The following is a 17,733-nucleotide window of genomic DNA, read 5'->3' as shown; positions in this document are numbered from 1 at the left end:
TTGGTGCTCATGATTATATTGGATAATAGCATTCAGACAAAAAAAAGAACTGATTCACTATCCAAACTCATTACAGTCAACACGCTCGGCCCTGAGGGGACAAGCAGTGAGTACGCAGCAAAGCATTTCATTTCCAATTTTACTCTTCTACAAGGGCTGAACAGTAAATTGTCCTTGCATGATACTTTTGAATCATGCATCGAAAGGACGCTCCAAAGCCCGCTGGAATATACCATCGTCCCACATGCTTACGATGGCATTAAGCATTTCTACATGAGGCCGGATTTGCAGCTATTGCAGATCTTCAGGTGCGATACACCGATGTACGGCCTGGCTGTTCGTCCTGATTTTGAATTCAGAGACGATATGCTTGATACATCTGTTATTGTTTCACATCCTTCACCTATTAATTTAATAAAATATTTTACCCGCAAAGATGTTCGTTTCAAACTAGTCAATTCAACCAGTCAAGCCGCAAGAAAAGTAAAAGAAGGTTTGTATGACATTGCCTTAACCAATGAGCTTGCACGGCAAAAGTACGGGCTAACCTTTGTAAAAACATTCAAAAGCATTCCAATGAGCTGGTCATTATTTGGAAAAGGAGACGTTGATGATGAAAACTAAAGAAGATATGCAGGAGCTTTATTTCCCGACACCGAAATTAATTGAATGGGAAAACGGAGTGAGGCAGTATTCAACCGTACGAGGGGATACTGAAGTATTAATGTCTTACGTCCCGCCGCATACCAATGTTGAACCCCATCAGCATAAGGAGGTCCAAATCGGCATGGTCGTTTCTGGCGAGCTGATGATGACTGTCGGAGATGTGACAAGAAAAATGACAGCCTTGGAATCTGCCTATATCGCGCCGCCGCATGTGCCTCACGGGGCAAGAAACGACACAGACCAAGAAGTGATTGCTATTGATATCAAGCGGCTGAAAGCTGATGAAACATATACAAGTCCTGAGGACTACTTTTTGGATATTTTCAAAACAAGAGACCTGTTGCCGGGCATGGAAGTCACGTTCTTTGTTGAGGATTGGGTAGAAATTATGCTTGCCAAAATCCCTGGAAATGGCGGAGAAATGCCTTTCCATAAACATCGGAATGAACAAATCGGCATCTGCATCGGCGGCGGCTATGACATGACGGTCGAAGGCTGCACAGTCGAGATGAAATTCGGCACAGCCTATTTCTGTGAGCCTCGTGAAGATCACGGTGCCATCAACCGTTCGGAAAAAGAATCAAAATCGATTAATATCTTCTTCCCGCCGCGCTACAACAGAGCAAAAGCAAAAAAAATGAAGGCGGATGAATGATCATGAACCTCACCGATAAAACCGTCCTCATAACAGGAGGCGCATCAGGCATTGGTTATGCTGCGGTTCAGGCTTTTTTGGGCCAGCAGGCCAATGTAGTTGTGGCGGATATTGACGAAGCGCAGGGAGAAGCAATGGTACGAAAAGAAAATAATGACAGGCTGCACTTTGTGCAAACGGACATCACAGACGAAGCTGCCTGCCAGCACGCAGTTGAATCGGCGGTTCATACATTTGGCGGGCTCGATGTCTTGATTAATAATGCAGGCATCGAAATCGTGGCGCCTATTCACGAGATGGAGCTCAGAGATTGGAACAAGGTGCTGCAAGTCAATTTGACCGGCACGTTTTTAATGAGCAAACATGCACTCAAGCATATGCTGGCCGCCGGCAAGGGCAACATCATTAATACGTGCTCTGTCGGCGGACTCGTGGCATGGCCTGATATTCCTGCCTATAACGCCAGCAAAGGCGGGGTTTTGCAGCTGACTAAATCAATGGCTGTTGATTATGCGAAGCATCACATTCGAGTGAACTGCGTATGCCCAGGGATCATCGACACACCGCTGAATGAAAAATCATTCCTTGAAAATAATGAAGGCACACTTGAAGAGATCAAAAAAGAAAAGGCGAAGGTAAATCCGCTGCTGAGGCTTGGGAAACCTGAAGAAATCGCAAACGTGATGCTGTTTTTAGCCTCGGATTTATCAAGCTATATGACCGGAAGCGCCATCACCGCAGACGGAGGATACACCGCACAATAGAGAAGGAGTGTTTTACATATGGAGAGAAAAACAGTATTGGTCATCGCTGATCTTGGAGGCTGCCCGCCGCACATGTTTTATAAAAGCGCTGCTGAAAAATATAACCTGGTCAGCTTTATTCCAAGACCTTTTGCAATTACAGCCTCCCATGCAGCATTGATTGAAAAATACTCGGTCGCGGTCATAAAAGATAAAGACTATTTTAAGAGTTTAGCTGATTTTGAGCATCCTGATTCCATTTATTGGGCGCATGAGGATCATGACAAGCCTGAGGAAGAGGTCGTCGAGCAAATCGTCAAGGTTGCCGAAATGTTTGGGGCGGATGCCATCACAACAAACAATGAATTATTCATTGCTCCGATGGCGAAAGCCTGTGAACGTCTGGGCCTGAGAGGTGCCGGCGTGCAGGCAGCCGAAAATGCCAGAGATAAAAATAAAATGAGGGACGCTTTTAATAAGGCCGGAGTCAAATCGATCAAAAACAAACGAGTCACAACTCTTGAAGATTTCCGTGCTGCTCTTGAAGAGATCGGCACACCTCTTATCTTAAAGCCTACATACTTAGCGAGTTCAATCGGTGTAACGCTGATTACGGACACTGAGACGGCAGAAGATGAATTTAACAGAGTCAATGACTATCTGAAATCAATTAACGTGCCAAAGGCGGTTACGTTTGAAGCGCCGTTTATCGCTGAAGAATTTTTACAGGGTGAGTACGGAGACTGGTATCAAACAGAAGGGTACTCCGACTATATCAGTATAGAAGGCATCATGGCTGACGGTGAGTATTTCCCGATCGCCATTCATGATAAAACGCCGCAAATCGGGTTTACAGAGACATCCCACATTACGCCGTCCATTCTGGATGAAGAGGCAAAAAAGAAAATTGTCGAAGCTGCCAAAAAGGCAAATGAAGGGCTTGGCCTGCAAAATTGCGCAACACATACAGAGATCAAGCTAATGAAAAACAGAGAACCGGGTTTAATAGAATCAGCAGCCAGATTTGCCGGCTGGAATATGATTCCTAACATTAAAAAGGTTTTCGGCCTTGATATGGCGCAATTATTATTAGATGTCCTTTGTTTCGGAAAAGACGCCGATCTGCCGGACGGATTATTGGATCAAGAGCCTTATTATGTTGCCGACTGCCATTTGTACCCACAGCATTTCAAACAAAATGGCCAGATTCCAGAAACTGCTGAGGATTTGGTCATTGAAGCGATCGATATTCCGGACGGGCTTTTAAAAGGGGATACTGAAATCGTTTCTTTTTCGGCCGCAGCACCAGGCACTTCAGTTGATTTGACATTGTTTGAAGCTTTCAATTCCATTGCTGCATTTGAACTGAAAGGCAGTAATTCACAGGATGTGGCTGAATCAATCAGACAAATTCAGCAGCATGCGAAGCTGACGGCAAAGTATGTGCTGCCAGTATGAAACAGCTGAAACCCAACTCTAAATACTTGCTTTACGGGCAGGCGCTATCGTTTATGGGAGACTATTGTGTTCTCCCAGCCCTGCTCATTTTGTCTACATATTATCACGATTATTGGGTGACGTCCGGGGTCATCGTGGTCAGAAGCATTCCGATGGTGTTTCAGCCGTTTTTGGGGGTTCTGGTCGACCGGTTAGACAGAATTAAGATCATGCTGTGGACGGATATCATCAGAGGCATCATCTTTTTGGGGCTCACATTTCTTCCAAAAGGCGAGTATCCGCTGATTTTTCTGGCCCTGCTGTTTATTTCTTATGGAAGCGGCGTGTTTTTTAATCCCGCCCGTCTCGCTGTCATGTCATCCTTGGAATCAGATATTAAAAGCATCAACACGTTATTTGCAAAAGCGACAACCATTTCCATTATCGTCGGGGCGGCTGCCGGAGGGCTCTTTCTGTTAGGCGGATCTGTAGAGCTGGCTGTTGCCTTTAACGGTGTGACATACCTGGTTTCGGCATTTTTTATCAGCCGTATCAAGCTGCAATTTGTGCCGATTCAATCTGAAAACATTAAAGAGGCCTTTCAGTCTTTTAAGGAAGGACTCAAGGAAATCAAAACCAATGCATTCGTATTAAACGCCATGTTTACGATGATTACGATGGCTTTGCTGTGGGGAGTCGTGTACAGCTATTTTCCGATTGTCAGCCGCTTTCTGGGTGACGGGGAAATCGGCAACTTTATTCTCACGTTCTGCATCGGCTTCGGCGGCTTTATCGGAGCGGCGCTTGTCAGCAAATGGGGCTTTAACAACAATAGAGGCCTGACGTACTTTACCGTTTTATCCATTGTCTCGCTGGCGCTGTTTTTATTCACGCCGATTTTCGCTGTTTCTGTCATCGCGGCGATCCTCTTTTTCATCGCGATGGAATACGGGGAAGTGCTTGCAAAAGTGAAGGTTCAGGAAAATGCGGCAAACCAGATTCAAGGGCGCATTTTTTCAGTGGCCGAAGCGTCTATCGGATTATGCATTTCTATTGGTTCAATGTTCATTAACATCCTAAGCGCTCCGGTCATTATGGGGCTGATTGTCGTGATCGTATGCGGTTTGTTTTTGCATACGAAGCTCGTCAACAAATCGTTTTTGGAACGGGATAACAAAACGGAGCAAAAAGGAGTCTTTTAGATGGAAATAACACCGTCCGATGTCATCAAGACACTTCCAAGGCAGGAGTTTTCTCTCGTTTTTCAAAAGGTAAAGGAAATGGAAAAAACGGGAGCCCATATCATTAATCTCGGACAGGGGAACCCTGACCTTCCCACTCCGCCGCATATTGTCGAGGCTTTGCGAGAGGCGTCTCTGAATCCTTCGTTTCATGGATACGGCCCATTCAGAGGTTATCCTTTTTTGAAGGAAGCAATCGCTGCTTTCTATAAAAGAGAATACGGCGTGACAATCAATCCTGAAACGGAGGTCGCGCTTTTCGGAGGCGGGAAAGCCGGTTTGTATGTGCTGACACAATGCCTGCTCAATCCGGGAGACATCGCTTTAGTCCCGAATCCAGGCTACCCTGAATATTTATCAGGGATTACGATGGCGCGAGCTGAGCTTTACGAAATGCCGCTGTATGAAGAAAATGGCTATCTGCCGGATTTTGAAAAGATTGATCCAGCCGTGCTGGAAAAAGCGAAGCTTATGTTTTTAAACTATCCGAACAACCCCACTGGAGCTGTGGCTAATGCGGCTTTTTATGCAAAAGCTGCTGCTTTTGCGAAAGAGCATAACATCCATTTGATTCATGATTTTGCATACGGGGCGTTTGAATTCGATCAAAAACCGGCCAGCTTTCTTGAGGCAGAGGATGCCAAAATTGTCGGAGCAGAGCTTTATTCATTTTCAAAAACATTTAACATGGCCGGCTGGAGAATGGCGTTTGCGGTTGGGAACGAAAGGATCATTCAGGCCGTCAATGAATTTCAGGATCATGTATTTGTCGGCATGTTCGGCGGGCTGCAGCAGGCAGCGAGTGCGGCGCTTTCTGGAGATCCGGAGCATACGGAATCGTTGAAACGAATTTATAAGGAACGAATTGACTTTTTTACGGAGCTTTGTGAAAAGGAACTGGGCTGGAAGATGGAAAAGCCAAAAGGAACCTTTTACGTATGGGCTGAAATTCCGAATACGTTTGAGACATCTCACCAATTTTCCGATTACTTGCTGGAGCATGCCCATGTCGTAGTCACACCGGGCGAAATTTTTGGAAGCAACGGAAAAAGGCATGTCAGAATCTCAATGGTGTCGAAGCAGGAGGATCTGCGGGAATTTGTCATGCGGATTCAAAAGCTGAACCTGCCGTTCGGGTCATTACAAGAAACATCCCGCTAAAAAGCGGGATGTTTTTATATGCTTTTCATGCTGCCGCCGTCAGCGGAAATTTGCTGCCCCGTGATGTAGGAGGCTTCCTCAGAGGCAAGAAACGCGGCGAGCGCTGCGGTTTCTTCGGCTGATCCGACCCGTTTCATCGGAATCCCGGAAGCAATCTGTTCCTCTGCTTCCTGTTTGGATATGCTGTTCTTTTTCATCATATTTTCCACAAATTGATGATAACGGTCTGTAGCGATAAAACCAGGATTCAGACAATTGACAGTAATGTTGTGAGGAGCAAGCTGGATGGAAATATTTTTACTGGCGTTAATTAAAGCGGCATTCATCATACTGTTTGTGAACATGTTGGCGCCGGGTTCTTTCCACAGATTTCCGACAATGTTGATGATTCTGCCAAACTCGTTTTGTTTCATCAGTGAGGAAGCACGCTTGATAGCGTCAATATAGGCAACGGTCTTTTGAGTGAACGTGGCCGTCATATCGTCTATATTGCAGTTATCAAATGTATCAGGCGCGCCGCCCGGGATATTATTAATCAGAACATCAAGCCGTCCGCATTGAGATTCGATTTCCTGAAAAATGCCCGCTCTCGTATGCCGGTCAGACATATCCCCCGCAAGGACAATGACGCTCGCCTCAGGATGCTTGGTAAAAATGTCTTCTTTGACAGATTCAATATTATCCAAATTTCGCGAATTAATGACGAGGGAAAAATGCTGGTCTGCTAATTTCAGAGCGATTGCTTTCCCGATCCCTTGACTGGCTCCCATAACAAATGCGGTTCGTTTTGACAAATAACTGCACCCCTTTGAAAAAATTGGATTATTATCTACATCGTAAGAAAAAACGAAGAAAATAGCAAATTTTATTTAAATTCTGATAAAGGAGGATTGAAAAACTCCCGCCGGATAGGGCGGGAGGGGATATTATACATATAGGAATTGAGGAAGTGTATCAAGCGAAAGGTGATTGCCGACAAAGAATGAACCAAATTCGCCATAGCGAGCGCTGACTTCGTCAAAACGCATTTCATACACTAGCTTCTTGAATTGAAGGACATCATCGCTAAATAATGTAACGCCCCACTCGTAATCGTCAAAGCCGACAGAGCCGGTGATGATCTGTTTGACTTTGCCCGCATAGCTGCGGCCGATTAAACCGTGGCTTCTCATCAAGTTTCTGCGTTCTTCCATTGAAAGCATATACCAGTTGTCGTTGCCAGATCTTCTTTTATCCATTGGATAGAAGCATACATATTTAGATTCCGGCAGTTCAGGGTAAAGGCGAGCGCGCACATGCGGATTTTCATAAGGATCGCCGTCACCGCTTGCCAAGTAGTTGCTCAGCTCTACCACTGATACGTAGGAGTATGCCGGAATGGTGAACTCAGCAAGTCTTGATTTGTTGAATTCAAGCTCAATTTGATTTAATTCTTCCATTGTAGGACGAAGGATCATCAGCATAAAATCAGCTTTTTGGCCGACGATGCTGTAAAGAGTTTGCGATCCTTTTCCTTCTTTTTGGGCTACGCCCCATTTTTCAAGCAACCCGGTGAATTCATGTATGATAGATTGGCGCTCATCACTGGACAGCAGCTTCCAGGAAGTCCAATCCATTGTGCGGAAATCATGAAGCGCATACCAGCCGTCAAGCGTTTTTGCAGCTTCATTCGTCATTTGCTGTTCACTCATTTATCTTCACTCCCATTATCTTTTCATGATTGCCTTCACTATACCATAGTTTATCCGATTCTACTGTGGAGAAACCTTGAACATCCCTTCCGTATAACTCCATCAAAATAGAAGAACCTATAAGGGAAGATTGAGTCACTTAAATTAGTTAGAAAAATAAGATTTTTTTATGAAAGCGCTATAATGAAAGTTGGCTGTTTGAATTTGATTGGAAGAAGAGTATGCTAGTAAAAGAAAGCGTTTTTGTAACTTTTTGAGGAGGTTTTATTGTGGCAGATTTATTTTCAACAGTGCAAGAAAAAGTAGCTGGAAAAGACGTTAAAATTGTATTTCCTGAAGGCTTAGACGAGCGTATTTTAGAAGCGGTCAGCAAGCTTGCAGGAAACAAAGTGCTGAATCCGATTGTGATCGGCAATGAAAATGAGATCCAAGCAAAAGCAAAAGAATTGAACCTTACGCTGGACGGCGTTAAGATTTATGATCCTCATACATATGAAGGCATGGAAGACCTTGTACAAGCATTTGTAGAACGCCGCAAAGGCAAAGCGACAGAAGAACAGGCTCGCAAAGCGTTATTAGACGAGAACTACTTCGGTACAATGCTGGTGTATAAAGGCCTTGCAGACGGACTTGTAAGCGGAGCTGCTCACTCGACAGCTGACACTGTCCGCCCGGCTCTTCAAATCATCAAAACAAAAGAAGGCGTGAAAAAGACTTCAGGCGTGTTCATCATGGCTCGCGGGGAAGAGCAATACGTATTCGCAGATTGCGCGATCAACATTGCGCCTGACAGCCAAGACCTTGCCGAGATTGCGATCGAAAGTGCCAATACGGCAAAAATGTTCGACATTGAGCCTCGCGTGGCAATGCTCAGCTTCTCTACAAAAGGCTCAGCAAAATCTGATGAAACAGAAAAAGTAGCGGATGCAGTGAAAATCGCGAAAGAAAAAGCGCCTGAACTGACACTTGACGGCGAATTCCAATTCGATGCTGCATTTGTTCCATCTGTAGCTGAGAAAAAAGCGCCGGATTCCGAGATCAAAGGGGACGCTAACGTATTCGTATTCCCAAGCCTTGAAGCAGGAAACATCGGCTATAAAATCGCTCAGCGTTTGGGCAACTTTGAAGCAGTAGGACCAATCCTGCAAGGTTTAAATATGCCTGTAAACGACCTTTCAAGAGGATGTAACGCTGAAGATGTTTACAATCTCGCATTAATTACAGCGGCGCAAGCACTGTAATAAAAATGAAGACGATGGCAGCTCTCGACCGAGGGCTGCCTTTTTTGCGCTTCCGTATAGCCTTCTTTACCAAGATGGATGATATGAGTACAATAAAGAAAACTAATCATAACCATATATTTCATTAATGACAGGGGTGGGGTTTTTGTATTACGACGTGCTGAAAACGTTTATAGCGGTGGTAGAAGAAAAAAACTTCACAAAAGCGGCGGAAAAGCTGATGATCTCCCAGCCCAGCGTCAGTCTGCATATCAAAAATCTTGAGAAAGAATTTCAAACGGCTCTTCTGAACAGGTCGCCAAAACACTTTACGACAACGCCGACAGGAGACATTTTATATCAAAGAGCAAAGCAAATGGTGTTTCTCTACGAACAAGCCAAGGCTGAAATCTATGCGCATCATCACTATGTGAAGGGCGAATTGAAAATAGCTGCAAGCTTTACAATTGGTGAGTATATTCTTCCGCCGCTATTGGCCCAACTGCAAAAGCTGTATCCAGAGCTGAACCTCGATGTCATGATTGGCAATACAGAGGAGGTCAGCGAGCGTGTGCGTATGCTTCAGGCTGATATCGGGCTGATTGAAGGACATACAAACGAGAATGAGCTGGAAATTGAACCGTTCATGGAGGATGAAATGTGCATTGCCGCTCCAAATCAGCATCCGCTCGCCGGGCGGAAAGAGATTTCGATCAGCGATTTGCAGAACGAAGCGTGGGTGACAAGAGAGAAAGGCTCCGGGACGAGAGAATATCTCGATCATGTACTCAGTTCAAATGGACTTCGGCCGAAATCAATGTTCACTATCAGCAGCAATCAAGGTGTAAAGGAAGCGGTGATTAACGGCATGGGACTTTCGGTTCTATCCAGAAGCGTACTGCATAAGGATTTGATCCACCGCGAAATCTCAATTCTGCATATTAAAGATTTCTCGTTAAAGCGCAAGCTGTCTTACATTCATTCCCCTCTCATGGAGAATACAAAAAATAAAGAAATTTTTCTTACGATGCTGAAAAGCAATTATCAATCACAGCTGCTGAAATGATATAATAGTTTTCGTTCAATAAGCCTAACATGAAAGGGTTTTACATAGATGGCAAACCAACCGATTGATTTACTGATGCAGCCGAAATGGAGAGTCATTGACCAATCCAGTCTCGGCCCTTTATTTGATGCGAAGCAATCCTTCGCAATGGATGATACGCTGTGCATGTCCGTCGGAAAAGGCGTGTCGCCGGCGACAGCGCGCTCATGGGTGCACCACGATACAATTGTCCTTGGAATACAGGATACACGCCTCCCGTTTTTGCAGGATGGCATCTCCTTGCTGGAGAGCGAAGGATACCGTGTGATCGTACGCAATTCCGGCGGTCTTGCCGTCGTATTGGATGACGGTGTTTTAAATATCTCTCTCATATTCGAGGACGAAAAGAAAGGCATCGATATAGACAAAGGATATGAAGCGATGGTCGAGCTGATGAGACGAATGCTGAGACCGTATAACGCAAAGATCGAAGCCTATGAAATTGAAGGGTCTTATTGTCCCGGCAGCTATGACCTCAGTATAAATGGCAAAAAGTTTGCCGGCATCTCTCAGAGACGCGTTCGCGGCGGAGTCGCTGTTCAAATTTATCTCTGTGCGGATAAAAGCGGCAGTGAAAGGGCCGACTTGATCAGACGATTTTATCAAGCGGCGCTGAAAGACAAACAAAACGATAAAAAAGGCGTCTATCCGGAAATACGTCCGGAAACGATGGCGTCCTTAAGTGAGCTTCTGCAAAAAGACATCTCCGTACAAGACTTAATGTTCGCTTTATTGACGGAATTAAAAGCGTTAAGCACCCATCTTTATTCAGCTGGACTGTCCATTGATGAGGAAATGGAATTTGAGAAAAACCTTATCCGGATGGCTGAGCGGAATGCAAAGGTATTTGGGTGAACGTTCTTCGCATGCCGGCTGTATATGACGGCATGCATTTTTTATCTCAAGCGGCATTTTACCCCAATAATCTTATTTTCAGATAAATCCTTCTTACATACAGATAACCACGACAAAAAGAAAAACGATAAAATGACATCAGCATCCATATTAAAGGGGAGAGGCAGATGAAGGGGAATATTTACAGCCTTTTTGTATTGATGGCGGCTTTTTTCTGGGGAACTACGGGAACCGTTCAGGCGTTGGCTCCAGAAAGCGCCACACCACTGGCATTTGGGGCGTTCAGGTTATTAATAGGAGGAAGCGCCATGCTGCTTGCGGTTTGGATCAGCCGGGAGCTTCACGTGAAAAATTGGTCATGGCCGCTCGTATTTTTAGCCGCTGTTTGTATGGCGTGTTACCAGCCGCTGTTTTTCACAGCGGTTAAAGAAACGGGAATTGCAGTGGGAACTGTGATTGCCATCGGCAGTGCGCCTATCATTGCCGGGACCCTCGAATGGGCCGTATTGAAGAAACGCCCGCGAAACTCTTGGTGGATTGCGACTGTGCTGGCTTTAGCGGGTTGCTGGCTTCTGTTTTCCGACAGTTCCAATGTTCGGATTGATGTGGCTGGTGTTCTTATGGCGCTTGGAGCGGGTGCTTCTTTTGCAGGCTATACGCTCATCAGTAAAGCGATGATGAAAACCCAGCCTCCTCGAGCGACCTCCGCCGTTGTATTCATGATCAGCGCCATCTTGCTGACGCCGCTATTATGGCAGTCAGATATCTCGTGGATATGGACCCCTAGAGGACTGGGAACAAGCCTTTACATCGGGTTAATTGCAACATGTGCCGCATACTTTTTGTTTGCGAAAGGGCTTACCGGGGTTCCGGCCTCGGCGGCGGTCACGCTGTCTTTAGCTGAACCGCTGACGGCTTCATTGCTTGGTGTGTTTTTCATAGGGGAAATGCTTTCGCCTTCCTCGTGGCTGGGCATTGCGCTTATGATGCTGGGGCTTTTGGTCATTTCTGCTGCGCCTCGGAAACAAAAAACGGCCGAGGCAGCTCACATGTCTTAATAGATTCACATAAGCTTGGCCTCATTTTACAAGAATAGCTGATCCGGCTGCAAAATGAGGAAATTCTCTTTTCTCAATAGAAAAGGGGATTTTGTACATGGCGAAAATCCCAAAACAGCTGCCCGTCTTGGGATTTTTCTATGTCATTCCGCTAATTTTTCTAAATTGCCGTTCCGGTCCATTTTGAAGGACGGAGAGGCATGTTCATCTTCTTCAAATAAAACTAGCTTTCTGGCTCTGTTCATAATTTTCACCAAGGTTTCATAATCTTCTTGGATCGTTTTTTGGTCTTTTTCAAGCTTTTGAACTTCTGCCTCTAGCTGCTCTGTTTTGTTTTGCAATTCCTGATTTTCTTTCTTTAAACGCTCGTTTTCCATTTTTAATGCTGATGATTGCTCGTTATTGCCTTCGTAATTCTGCAGGAAGCGGATCACATCATTCATCGTCATCTCAGGCGCAGCTGCAGGCGTTTGAGGAGACAATAAGTGTGATAGACTAGCTAACTCTTCCTTAAAGCTTTCATCAACAAAAGGCATATGTTCGCCAGACATTAAAGGTTGCTCATTTTCGACAGAAGGTGTTTCCGTTTTAACCGGCTCTTCTGCAGCGGTTTCTTGAATGATTTCAGGATCAACGGCAGGAGGCTGATATAATAATCTTTTTTTCGCGGGCTGCCCGTTTCCGAGCGCTCTCATCCGCTGTTTTCGTTGTTTCTTCGCAAGCTGAAGCGCTTTTTCATATTGATGGCGGACCACTGCGTTCCATCTGAATCCGCAGGCTGCGGATGTCCGGTTTAATTTATCGCCGACTTCTTCAAAGGCGTTCAGCTGAGTGCTGCCCTCCCTCACATGCCGAAGCACTGTTTCGGCTAAAAGCAGATCGTTTTCCTCTGACCAAGCGTCTTGTCGCTGTTTTGTCATTTATCTCAACTCCCATTTTTCTTTTCATGGTATTAGAATGTCCAGGTTGGAAAATATTTATACAAATTGGCTGAAAGAATAGGAGATACGAAGGATGGAGCGGCTTGCAGGAACAGTCGAATCCTTGTAAAATGAAGAGTGATGTGATTTTTTTTGAAACGTGATTTTAGGTTATTCACATAGATGAACATAGAAATGAAGGGAAGCGTACGTCATGGCTAATGAATTTCGAGTGTGTGATGATTGCCAAGCCACTAATATCAAAACATTGCTGCCGCGTTTGAAAGAAGTGGACCCGGACGCAAAGGTTGAGGTAGGATGCCAATCTTATTGCGGGCCCGGACGGAAAAAATCATTTGCTTTTGTGAACAATCGCCCGCTGTCAGCTCCGACAGAGGATGAGCTGATTGACAAAGTAAAAAAGAAAATAAAAAAGTAAAAACATATTTTTTCTTAGCCTCGGCCCTCAGGTCAGGCTTTTTTGCTTCACAAGATGTGTTTTTCATGAAGATGGAACAAATCGCCGGGCAAATTCAAGGATGTTTTCAAAGAATAGAGTCGATATAATAGAAACACGGCTAAAAAAAAGAGGGAATGACGATGGCGTATCCAAATGGAAAATTATCAGAAGAAAAAGTGTTTAAAGATCCGGTGCACCGCTATGTTCATGTTCGGGACAAGCTGATATGGGATTTGATCGGAACCCGTGAATTTCAGCGTCTCCGCAGAATTAAGCAGCTCGGAACGACCTATTTGACGTTCCATGGGGCTGAGCACAGCCGGTTCAACCATTCTCTCGGTGTCTATGAAATTGTCAGAAGAATGGTTGATGACGTCTTTAAAGGCCGCCCTGAATGGGATGACAGTGAGCGCGAACTCTGTTTGGCCGCGGCGCTGCTTCATGACCTCGGGCACGGGCCGTTCTCGCATTCATTTGAAAAGGTCTTTCACCTTGACCATGAGGATTTTACAAGAGGTATCATTTTGGGAGACACGGAGGTTAATCAGGTGCTCAGAAAGGTGAGCCCGGGTTTCCCTCAGGATGTTGCTGAAGTCATTGCCAAAACATATAAAAACAAGCAAGTAGTCAGCCTGATTTCGAGTCAGATTGACGCAGACCGCATGGATTACCTGCAGCGCGACGCATATTATACGGGCGTCAGCTACGGCCATTTTGATATGGAGCGGATTCTTCGGGTGATGCGGCCGCGCGAGGATCAGATCGTCATTAAAGAAAGCGGAATGCACGCTGTCGAAGACTATATCATGAGCCGTTACCAAATGTACTGGCAGGTCTACTTCCATCCTGTGACCAGAAGTGCAGAGGTCATTTTAACGAAGATTCTTCACAGGGCGAAGCAGCTGCACGATGAAGGCTATGTCTTCACTCACGCTCCGGTTCATTTCTATTCTATTTTTGAAGGGAAATTGACACTGGAGGATTATGTAAAGCTGGATGAATCTATTATTTTGTATTACTTCCAGGCCTGGGAGGATGAAGAAGACGCGATTTTATCCGACTTGTGCCGCAGATTCATTAACCGCCAGCTGTTCCAATACGTTGAATTCAATCCGAATGAAGAAATGTCGGCTTATTTTGAGCTGACTTCATTGTTCAAAGAGGCGGGAATCGATCCGAGCTATTATTTGGTCGTTGATTCTTCATCAGATCTGCCATACGATTTTTACCGACCGGGAGAGGAAGAGGAGCGTCTGCCGATCCATCTCTTGACGCAAAACGGCCAAATTAAAGAGCTGTCCAGGCAGTCGGCTATTGTGGAATCCATCTCAGGTAAACGGCGGACGGACCACAAGCTGTACTATCCAAAGGACTTGATTTGTGACGGCTCTGAACATCCGGAAGCGAAAATGAAAATCCGGCAGCTGCTGGGACTGACATAGAAATTGGAAAGAAGGAAAAAGGAGATGTCGGGAATTTGTTGAAAGAACATGCAAAACTGATGAAGGTGTTCTCGGATTCTGGAGAAATCATCGGGCGAAAGAAGCTGCAGAAAATGATTTATATCGCCAAGAAAATGCAGTTTCCTTTCTATGAGAAATATGATTTTCACTTTTACGGACCATATTCAGAGGAACTGACGCTCCAGATTGAAGAGCTGTGCAACCTTGGATTTCTGCATGAGGTGAAGGAAAAAAAGGGCGGCTACTTTCAATACCGGTATTCGCTGACTGAGACAGGCTCCGCATTTTTAGACCATGCTGATCTGGACATGCCGGATATGAAAGGCTATATCGACAGTGTAAACAGCCGTTCATCACGGTTTTTAGAGCTGGTTTCCACGATCCTTTACTTTGACGGGCTTGAGGAAGAGGAAAAGAAAGAAAAAGTCTTTACCATCAAAAGCAAGCAAAAATATACAAATGAAGAATATGACGAAGCGCTTCAATACATAGAGGAACTGAAGCAGATTTGTTAACCATACCAAGCAAAAGAAATGAATCGTTTCTTTTGCTTTTTTTATTGACAAAAGCTGCTAAGAGATTCATTATGGATAATAGTTATCCATAATGAATCAGGAGTGAATAGAATGAAAATGAAATCAGGAATGGAGCAGGCGGTTTCTGTGCTGCTGTTACTGTCACGGCTGCCGGTACAGGCTTCTTTGACGTCAGAGGCTATAAGCCAGCGATTGCGTGTGTCTCCGTCTTACTTGAAGAAGCTGATGAGAACATTGGTTCAAGCCGGTTTGGCAGAATCCTTGCCAGGGACGAAGGGCGGTTTTACCTTGACGAAGCCTTTGGCTGACATTACGCTTTATGATGTTTATCAAGCGGTCGAAGGCAGAGGTTCGATGTATCAGGGGAAAGGCCTGCTGCAATCTGTATTTGAGGGTGAAAGTCACTGTGTGCTGGAGACAGTCATGGGGGAAATCGAGGATAAATGGTCCAATCTTATGAGAGAAGAATCCTTGCAGCATGTCATGGACAGAGTCGGGGAATTGTATGATCTTGAAAAAATAGATGATTGGGTAATCAAGCAAGTGAAAGGGCAATTGTAATGAAAAATAGCGGGTCTATACAAGAATCAACATCATCAACAGGCATATCCGTGCTGATCGTGCTCGCACTTGGTTTCCTCATGGCAACTCTTGATGTAACCGTTGTAAATGTGGCGATGGCTGATATGCAAAACGCTCTTTCGATGTCACTTTCAGGTGTAACGTGGGTTGTGGACGGGTACATTCTTACTTTTGCGTCGCTTCTGCTGGCGGGCGGAGCCTTGGCTGACCGTTTCGGCTCGAAGACGATCTATATCTTGGGTCTAGCCGTTTTTGTTCTGGCCTCCTGTCTATGCGCTGCATCTATAAATGGGCAGATGCTGATTGCCGGACGTCTCATACAGGGAATTGGAGCAGCTTTGTTTATGCCAAGCTCACTCAGCCTTTTGGCTGCCTCTTACCCTGATGAGCGGGTGCGGGCGAGAATGTTTGGACTGTGGGCCGCGCTTGTTTCCGCCGCTTCAGCCCTTGGGCCTTTTATCGGGGGCGTGCTGGTAGAGTTGGCGGGCTGGCAGAGTATTTTTCTGATCAATGTGCCAATAGGGGCTGCTGCGCTCATTTCAGCTTACCGAATCCTCAGCCGCGTTCCGGGAAAAAGCAGCCGCGTGAACATCATCGGGCATCTGCTTGGCATGATGGCTCTCGGGTTTCTTTCCTATGCTTTGATACAGGGGCCTTCAGCGGGCTGGCGCTCGCCAGTGATTCTTGCAGCATTTACTGCAGCGATTTTGGCATTTGTGCTGTTTTTGTTGCGGGAAATTTCTGCAAAAGCACCCATCCTGCCGGCGTCCTTATACAAAAACGGCCGCTTCTCAGCTGCCCAATTTATCGGGTTTTTGCTGAATTTCGCCCTTTTTGGCGGCATGTTTATGCTCAGCCTTTTTTTGCAGGAAGCAGGAGGCGCAAGTTCCTTTATGGCTGGAGTGGAGCTGCTGCCGATGATGGCGGTCTTCGTGATCGGCAATCTGCTGTTTGCCCGTCTGGCGAATCGGTTTGAAGCCGGTCAGCTTATGTTTGTATCAATGGCGGTCAGCTGTATCATTGCATTGCTGTTGTTTGTGCTGATTTCTCCGGATTTTCCTTATTGGCAGCTGGCGGTGTTGATGTCTGTTATGAACCTCTGTACCGGTATTACAGTTCCTGCCATGACAACTGTGATCATGCAGGCTGCCGGGCAAAGACATGCGAATATCGCCGGTGCGGCGTTAAATGCAAACCGGCAAATCGGAGCCTTGATCGGTGTAGCGATAACCGGGGTGATTATTCATCTGTCCGCCACTTGGTATGCCGGTGCCGGGTTTACGTTTTTGATGATGGGAGCGGCATACAGCCTCGCTGCATTGCTTGTATGGCTGTTTCTGGCTGCCCATAACGGGACTGCCGCGTCAGAAAAAAATGTAAATCACTGATTGCGCTTTGTGGGAATATATAGTAAGATATAAAAAATTATTGAAACAACAGGCACTGATAAGGACACGAGATGCTTTTTACGGTTTCCAGAGAGGGAAGGACAGCTGAGATCTTCCTAACGAAGGGAAAGCAGCTTACCGCCTTTGAGCCGTATCGGGGAAAACAAGTATCTGATACCGTCATGCTGCGTTACAGCATCTTTAAGCCGATCACCATGTGTAATTGATCGGGAATTTGGGTGGAACCACGGATGATCAACACATTCGTCCCTTTTAGAGGGATGGGTGTGTTTTTTTATATGAACTACATAAATGCGTTGAAAAGGACACGAATGATAGTTACGGTTTTCAGAGAGGGAAGGAAAGGTGAGAGCTTCCCAGCTTAGGAGTATCATTTACCGCCTTGGAGCAGCATTGGGGAACTGAAGTATCCAATGCCGTCTATGCTGCGTTACAGCACCGAGCCGACAACATAGTATTTGTCGGGAACTTGGGTGGAACCACGGGTTAATCACACACTCGTCCCTATCTGCGGGACGGGTGTGTTTTTTT

Annotated in this window: 18 protein-coding genes and 2 other annotated features; of the genes, 15 read left to right on the top strand and 3 right to left on the bottom strand. The window is 45.6% G+C overall.

All coding sequences use genetic code 11. The annotated features are described in order from the left end of the window. Nucleotides 1-9 precede the first annotated feature (9 nt). Genes bacA through bacF form a run of 6 tightly spaced genes read left to right on the top strand, consistent with a single transcriptional unit; the run spans nucleotide 10 to nucleotide 5,903 of the window. The gene (bacA, locus tag ACZ07B_RS15880) at nucleotides 10-624 is read left to right on the top strand and encodes a prephenate decarboxylase (protein ID WP_009968341.1); all 615 of its coding nucleotides are present in this window, start codon (nucleotides 10-12) and stop codon (nucleotides 622-624) included. After that, a complete protein-coding gene (gene bacB, locus ACZ07B_RS15875; RefSeq protein WP_003244300.1) occupies nucleotides 614-1,321 on the top strand; it encodes a 3-((4R)-4-hydroxycyclohexa-1,5-dien-1-yl)-2-oxopropanoate isomerase in 708 nt (235 codons plus the stop codon). The genes bacA and bacB overlap by 11 nt, the downstream gene beginning before the upstream one ends. Nucleotides 1,322-1,323: 2 nt before the next feature. After that, complete coding sequence (gene bacC, locus ACZ07B_RS15870; protein WP_070549230.1) at nucleotides 1,324-2,085, top strand: dihydroanticapsin 7-dehydrogenase; 762 nt, start codon at nucleotides 1,324-1,326, stop codon at nucleotides 2,083-2,085. Nucleotides 2,086-2,103: 18 nt separating this feature from the next. Beyond that, entirely contained in the window at nucleotides 2,104-3,522 is a 1,419-nt protein-coding gene (gene bacD, locus ACZ07B_RS15865) for an alanine--anticapsin ligase (protein WP_038429808.1), read from the top strand. Beyond that, entirely contained in the window at nucleotides 3,519-4,703 is a 1,185-nt protein-coding gene (gene bacE, locus ACZ07B_RS15860) for a bacilysin exporter BacE (RefSeq protein ID WP_014481236.1), read from the top strand. Before bacD ends, bacE begins: the two co-directional genes overlap by 4 nt. After that, complete coding sequence (gene bacF, locus ACZ07B_RS15855) at nucleotides 4,704-5,903, top strand: transaminase BacF (protein ID WP_464877413.1); 1,200 nt, start codon at nucleotides 4,704-4,706, stop codon at nucleotides 5,901-5,903. It begins immediately after the preceding gene. 14 nt (nucleotides 5,904-5,917) lie between these two features. On the opposite strand, the gene bacG is transcribed toward bacF, so the two are convergent. After that, a complete protein-coding gene (bacG, locus tag ACZ07B_RS15850) occupies nucleotides 5,918-6,697 on the bottom strand; it encodes an NADPH-dependent reductase BacG (protein WP_464877412.1) in 780 nt (259 codons plus the stop codon). Nucleotides 6,698-6,829: 132 nt separating this feature from the next. Next, nucleotides 6,830-7,594 (bottom strand): hydrogen peroxide-dependent heme synthase, encoded by a 765-nt coding sequence (hemQ, locus tag ACZ07B_RS15845; protein ID WP_003227507.1) that lies wholly within the window; start codon nucleotides 7,592-7,594, stop codon nucleotides 6,830-6,832. Between the two features lie 269 nt (nucleotides 7,595-7,863). Between hemQ and pta the strand changes: the two genes are divergently transcribed. From pta to ACZ07B_RS15825, 4 genes are all read left to right on the top strand, one after another. Beyond that, on the top strand, nucleotides 7,864-8,835 hold the full coding sequence (pta, locus tag ACZ07B_RS15840; protein ID WP_003235941.1) for a phosphate acetyltransferase: 972 nt from the start codon (nucleotides 7,864-7,866) through the stop codon (nucleotides 8,833-8,835). 145 nt (nucleotides 8,836-8,980) lie between these two features. After that, on the top strand, nucleotides 8,981-9,880 hold the full coding sequence (gene cysL, locus ACZ07B_RS15835; RefSeq protein WP_088272553.1) for a cysJI operon transcriptional regulator CysL: 900 nt from the start codon (nucleotides 8,981-8,983) through the stop codon (nucleotides 9,878-9,880). 48 nt (nucleotides 9,881-9,928) lie between these two features. Beyond that, complete coding sequence (gene ywfL, locus ACZ07B_RS15830; protein WP_024571618.1) at nucleotides 9,929-10,774, top strand: octanoyl-[GcvH]:protein N-octanoyltransferase; 846 nt, start codon at nucleotides 9,929-9,931, stop codon at nucleotides 10,772-10,774. Nucleotides 10,775-10,941: 167 nt separating this feature from the next. Next, nucleotides 10,942-11,832: a carboxylate/amino acid/amine transporter gene (locus ACZ07B_RS15825; protein ID WP_064671821.1), complete on the top strand. Its 891-nt coding sequence runs from the start codon at nucleotides 10,942-10,944 to the stop codon at nucleotides 11,830-11,832. 143 nt (nucleotides 11,833-11,975) lie between these two features. Here the strand turns inward: ACZ07B_RS15825 and rsfA are convergent, their stop codons facing one another. Further along, nucleotides 11,976-12,752, bottom strand: coding sequence for a prespore-specific transcription regulator RsfA (rsfA, locus tag ACZ07B_RS15820; protein ID WP_003227516.1), 777 nt, complete (start codon nucleotides 12,750-12,752; stop codon nucleotides 11,976-11,978). A gap of 214 nt (nucleotides 12,753-12,966) precedes the next feature. Between rsfA and ACZ07B_RS15815 the strand changes: the two genes are divergently transcribed. The 5 genes from ACZ07B_RS15815 (at nucleotide 12,967) to ACZ07B_RS15795 (ending at nucleotide 17,181) form a co-directional block, all read left to right on the top strand. After that, nucleotides 12,967-13,191, top strand: a complete 225-nt coding sequence (locus tag ACZ07B_RS15815; protein ID WP_003222050.1) for a YuzB family protein — start codon at nucleotides 12,967-12,969, stop codon at nucleotides 13,189-13,191. Nucleotides 13,192-13,352: 161 nt separating this feature from the next. Beyond that, complete coding sequence (locus tag ACZ07B_RS15810) at nucleotides 13,353-14,654, top strand: HD domain-containing protein (RefSeq protein WP_024571616.1); 1,302 nt, start codon at nucleotides 13,353-13,355, stop codon at nucleotides 14,652-14,654. Nucleotides 14,655-14,689: 35 nt separating this feature from the next. After that, complete coding sequence (locus tag ACZ07B_RS15805) at nucleotides 14,690-15,190, top strand: YwgA family protein (RefSeq protein ID WP_017696246.1); 501 nt, start codon at nucleotides 14,690-14,692, stop codon at nucleotides 15,188-15,190. 111 nt (nucleotides 15,191-15,301) lie between these two features. Then, on the top strand, nucleotides 15,302-15,772 hold the full coding sequence (locus tag ACZ07B_RS15800) for an Rrf2 family transcriptional regulator (protein ID WP_017696247.1): 471 nt from the start codon (nucleotides 15,302-15,304) through the stop codon (nucleotides 15,770-15,772). Further along, entirely contained in the window at nucleotides 15,772-17,181 is a 1,410-nt protein-coding gene (locus ACZ07B_RS15795) for an MFS transporter (protein ID WP_464877411.1), read from the top strand. Before ACZ07B_RS15800 ends, ACZ07B_RS15795 begins: the two co-directional genes overlap by 1 nt. Before the next feature lie 46 nt (nucleotides 17,182-17,227). Beyond that, nucleotides 17,228-17,456 (top strand) — a binding site (T-box leader). A 33-nt stretch (nucleotides 17,457-17,489) separates the two neighbouring features. Further along, nucleotides 17,490-17,711: a binding site (T-box leader), on the top strand. Nucleotides 17,712-17,733 lie beyond the last annotated feature (22 nt).

Source organism: Bacillus sp. 9.4 (assembly GCF_055486415.1).
This window is presented reverse-complemented; position numbering and strand designations above follow the sequence as displayed.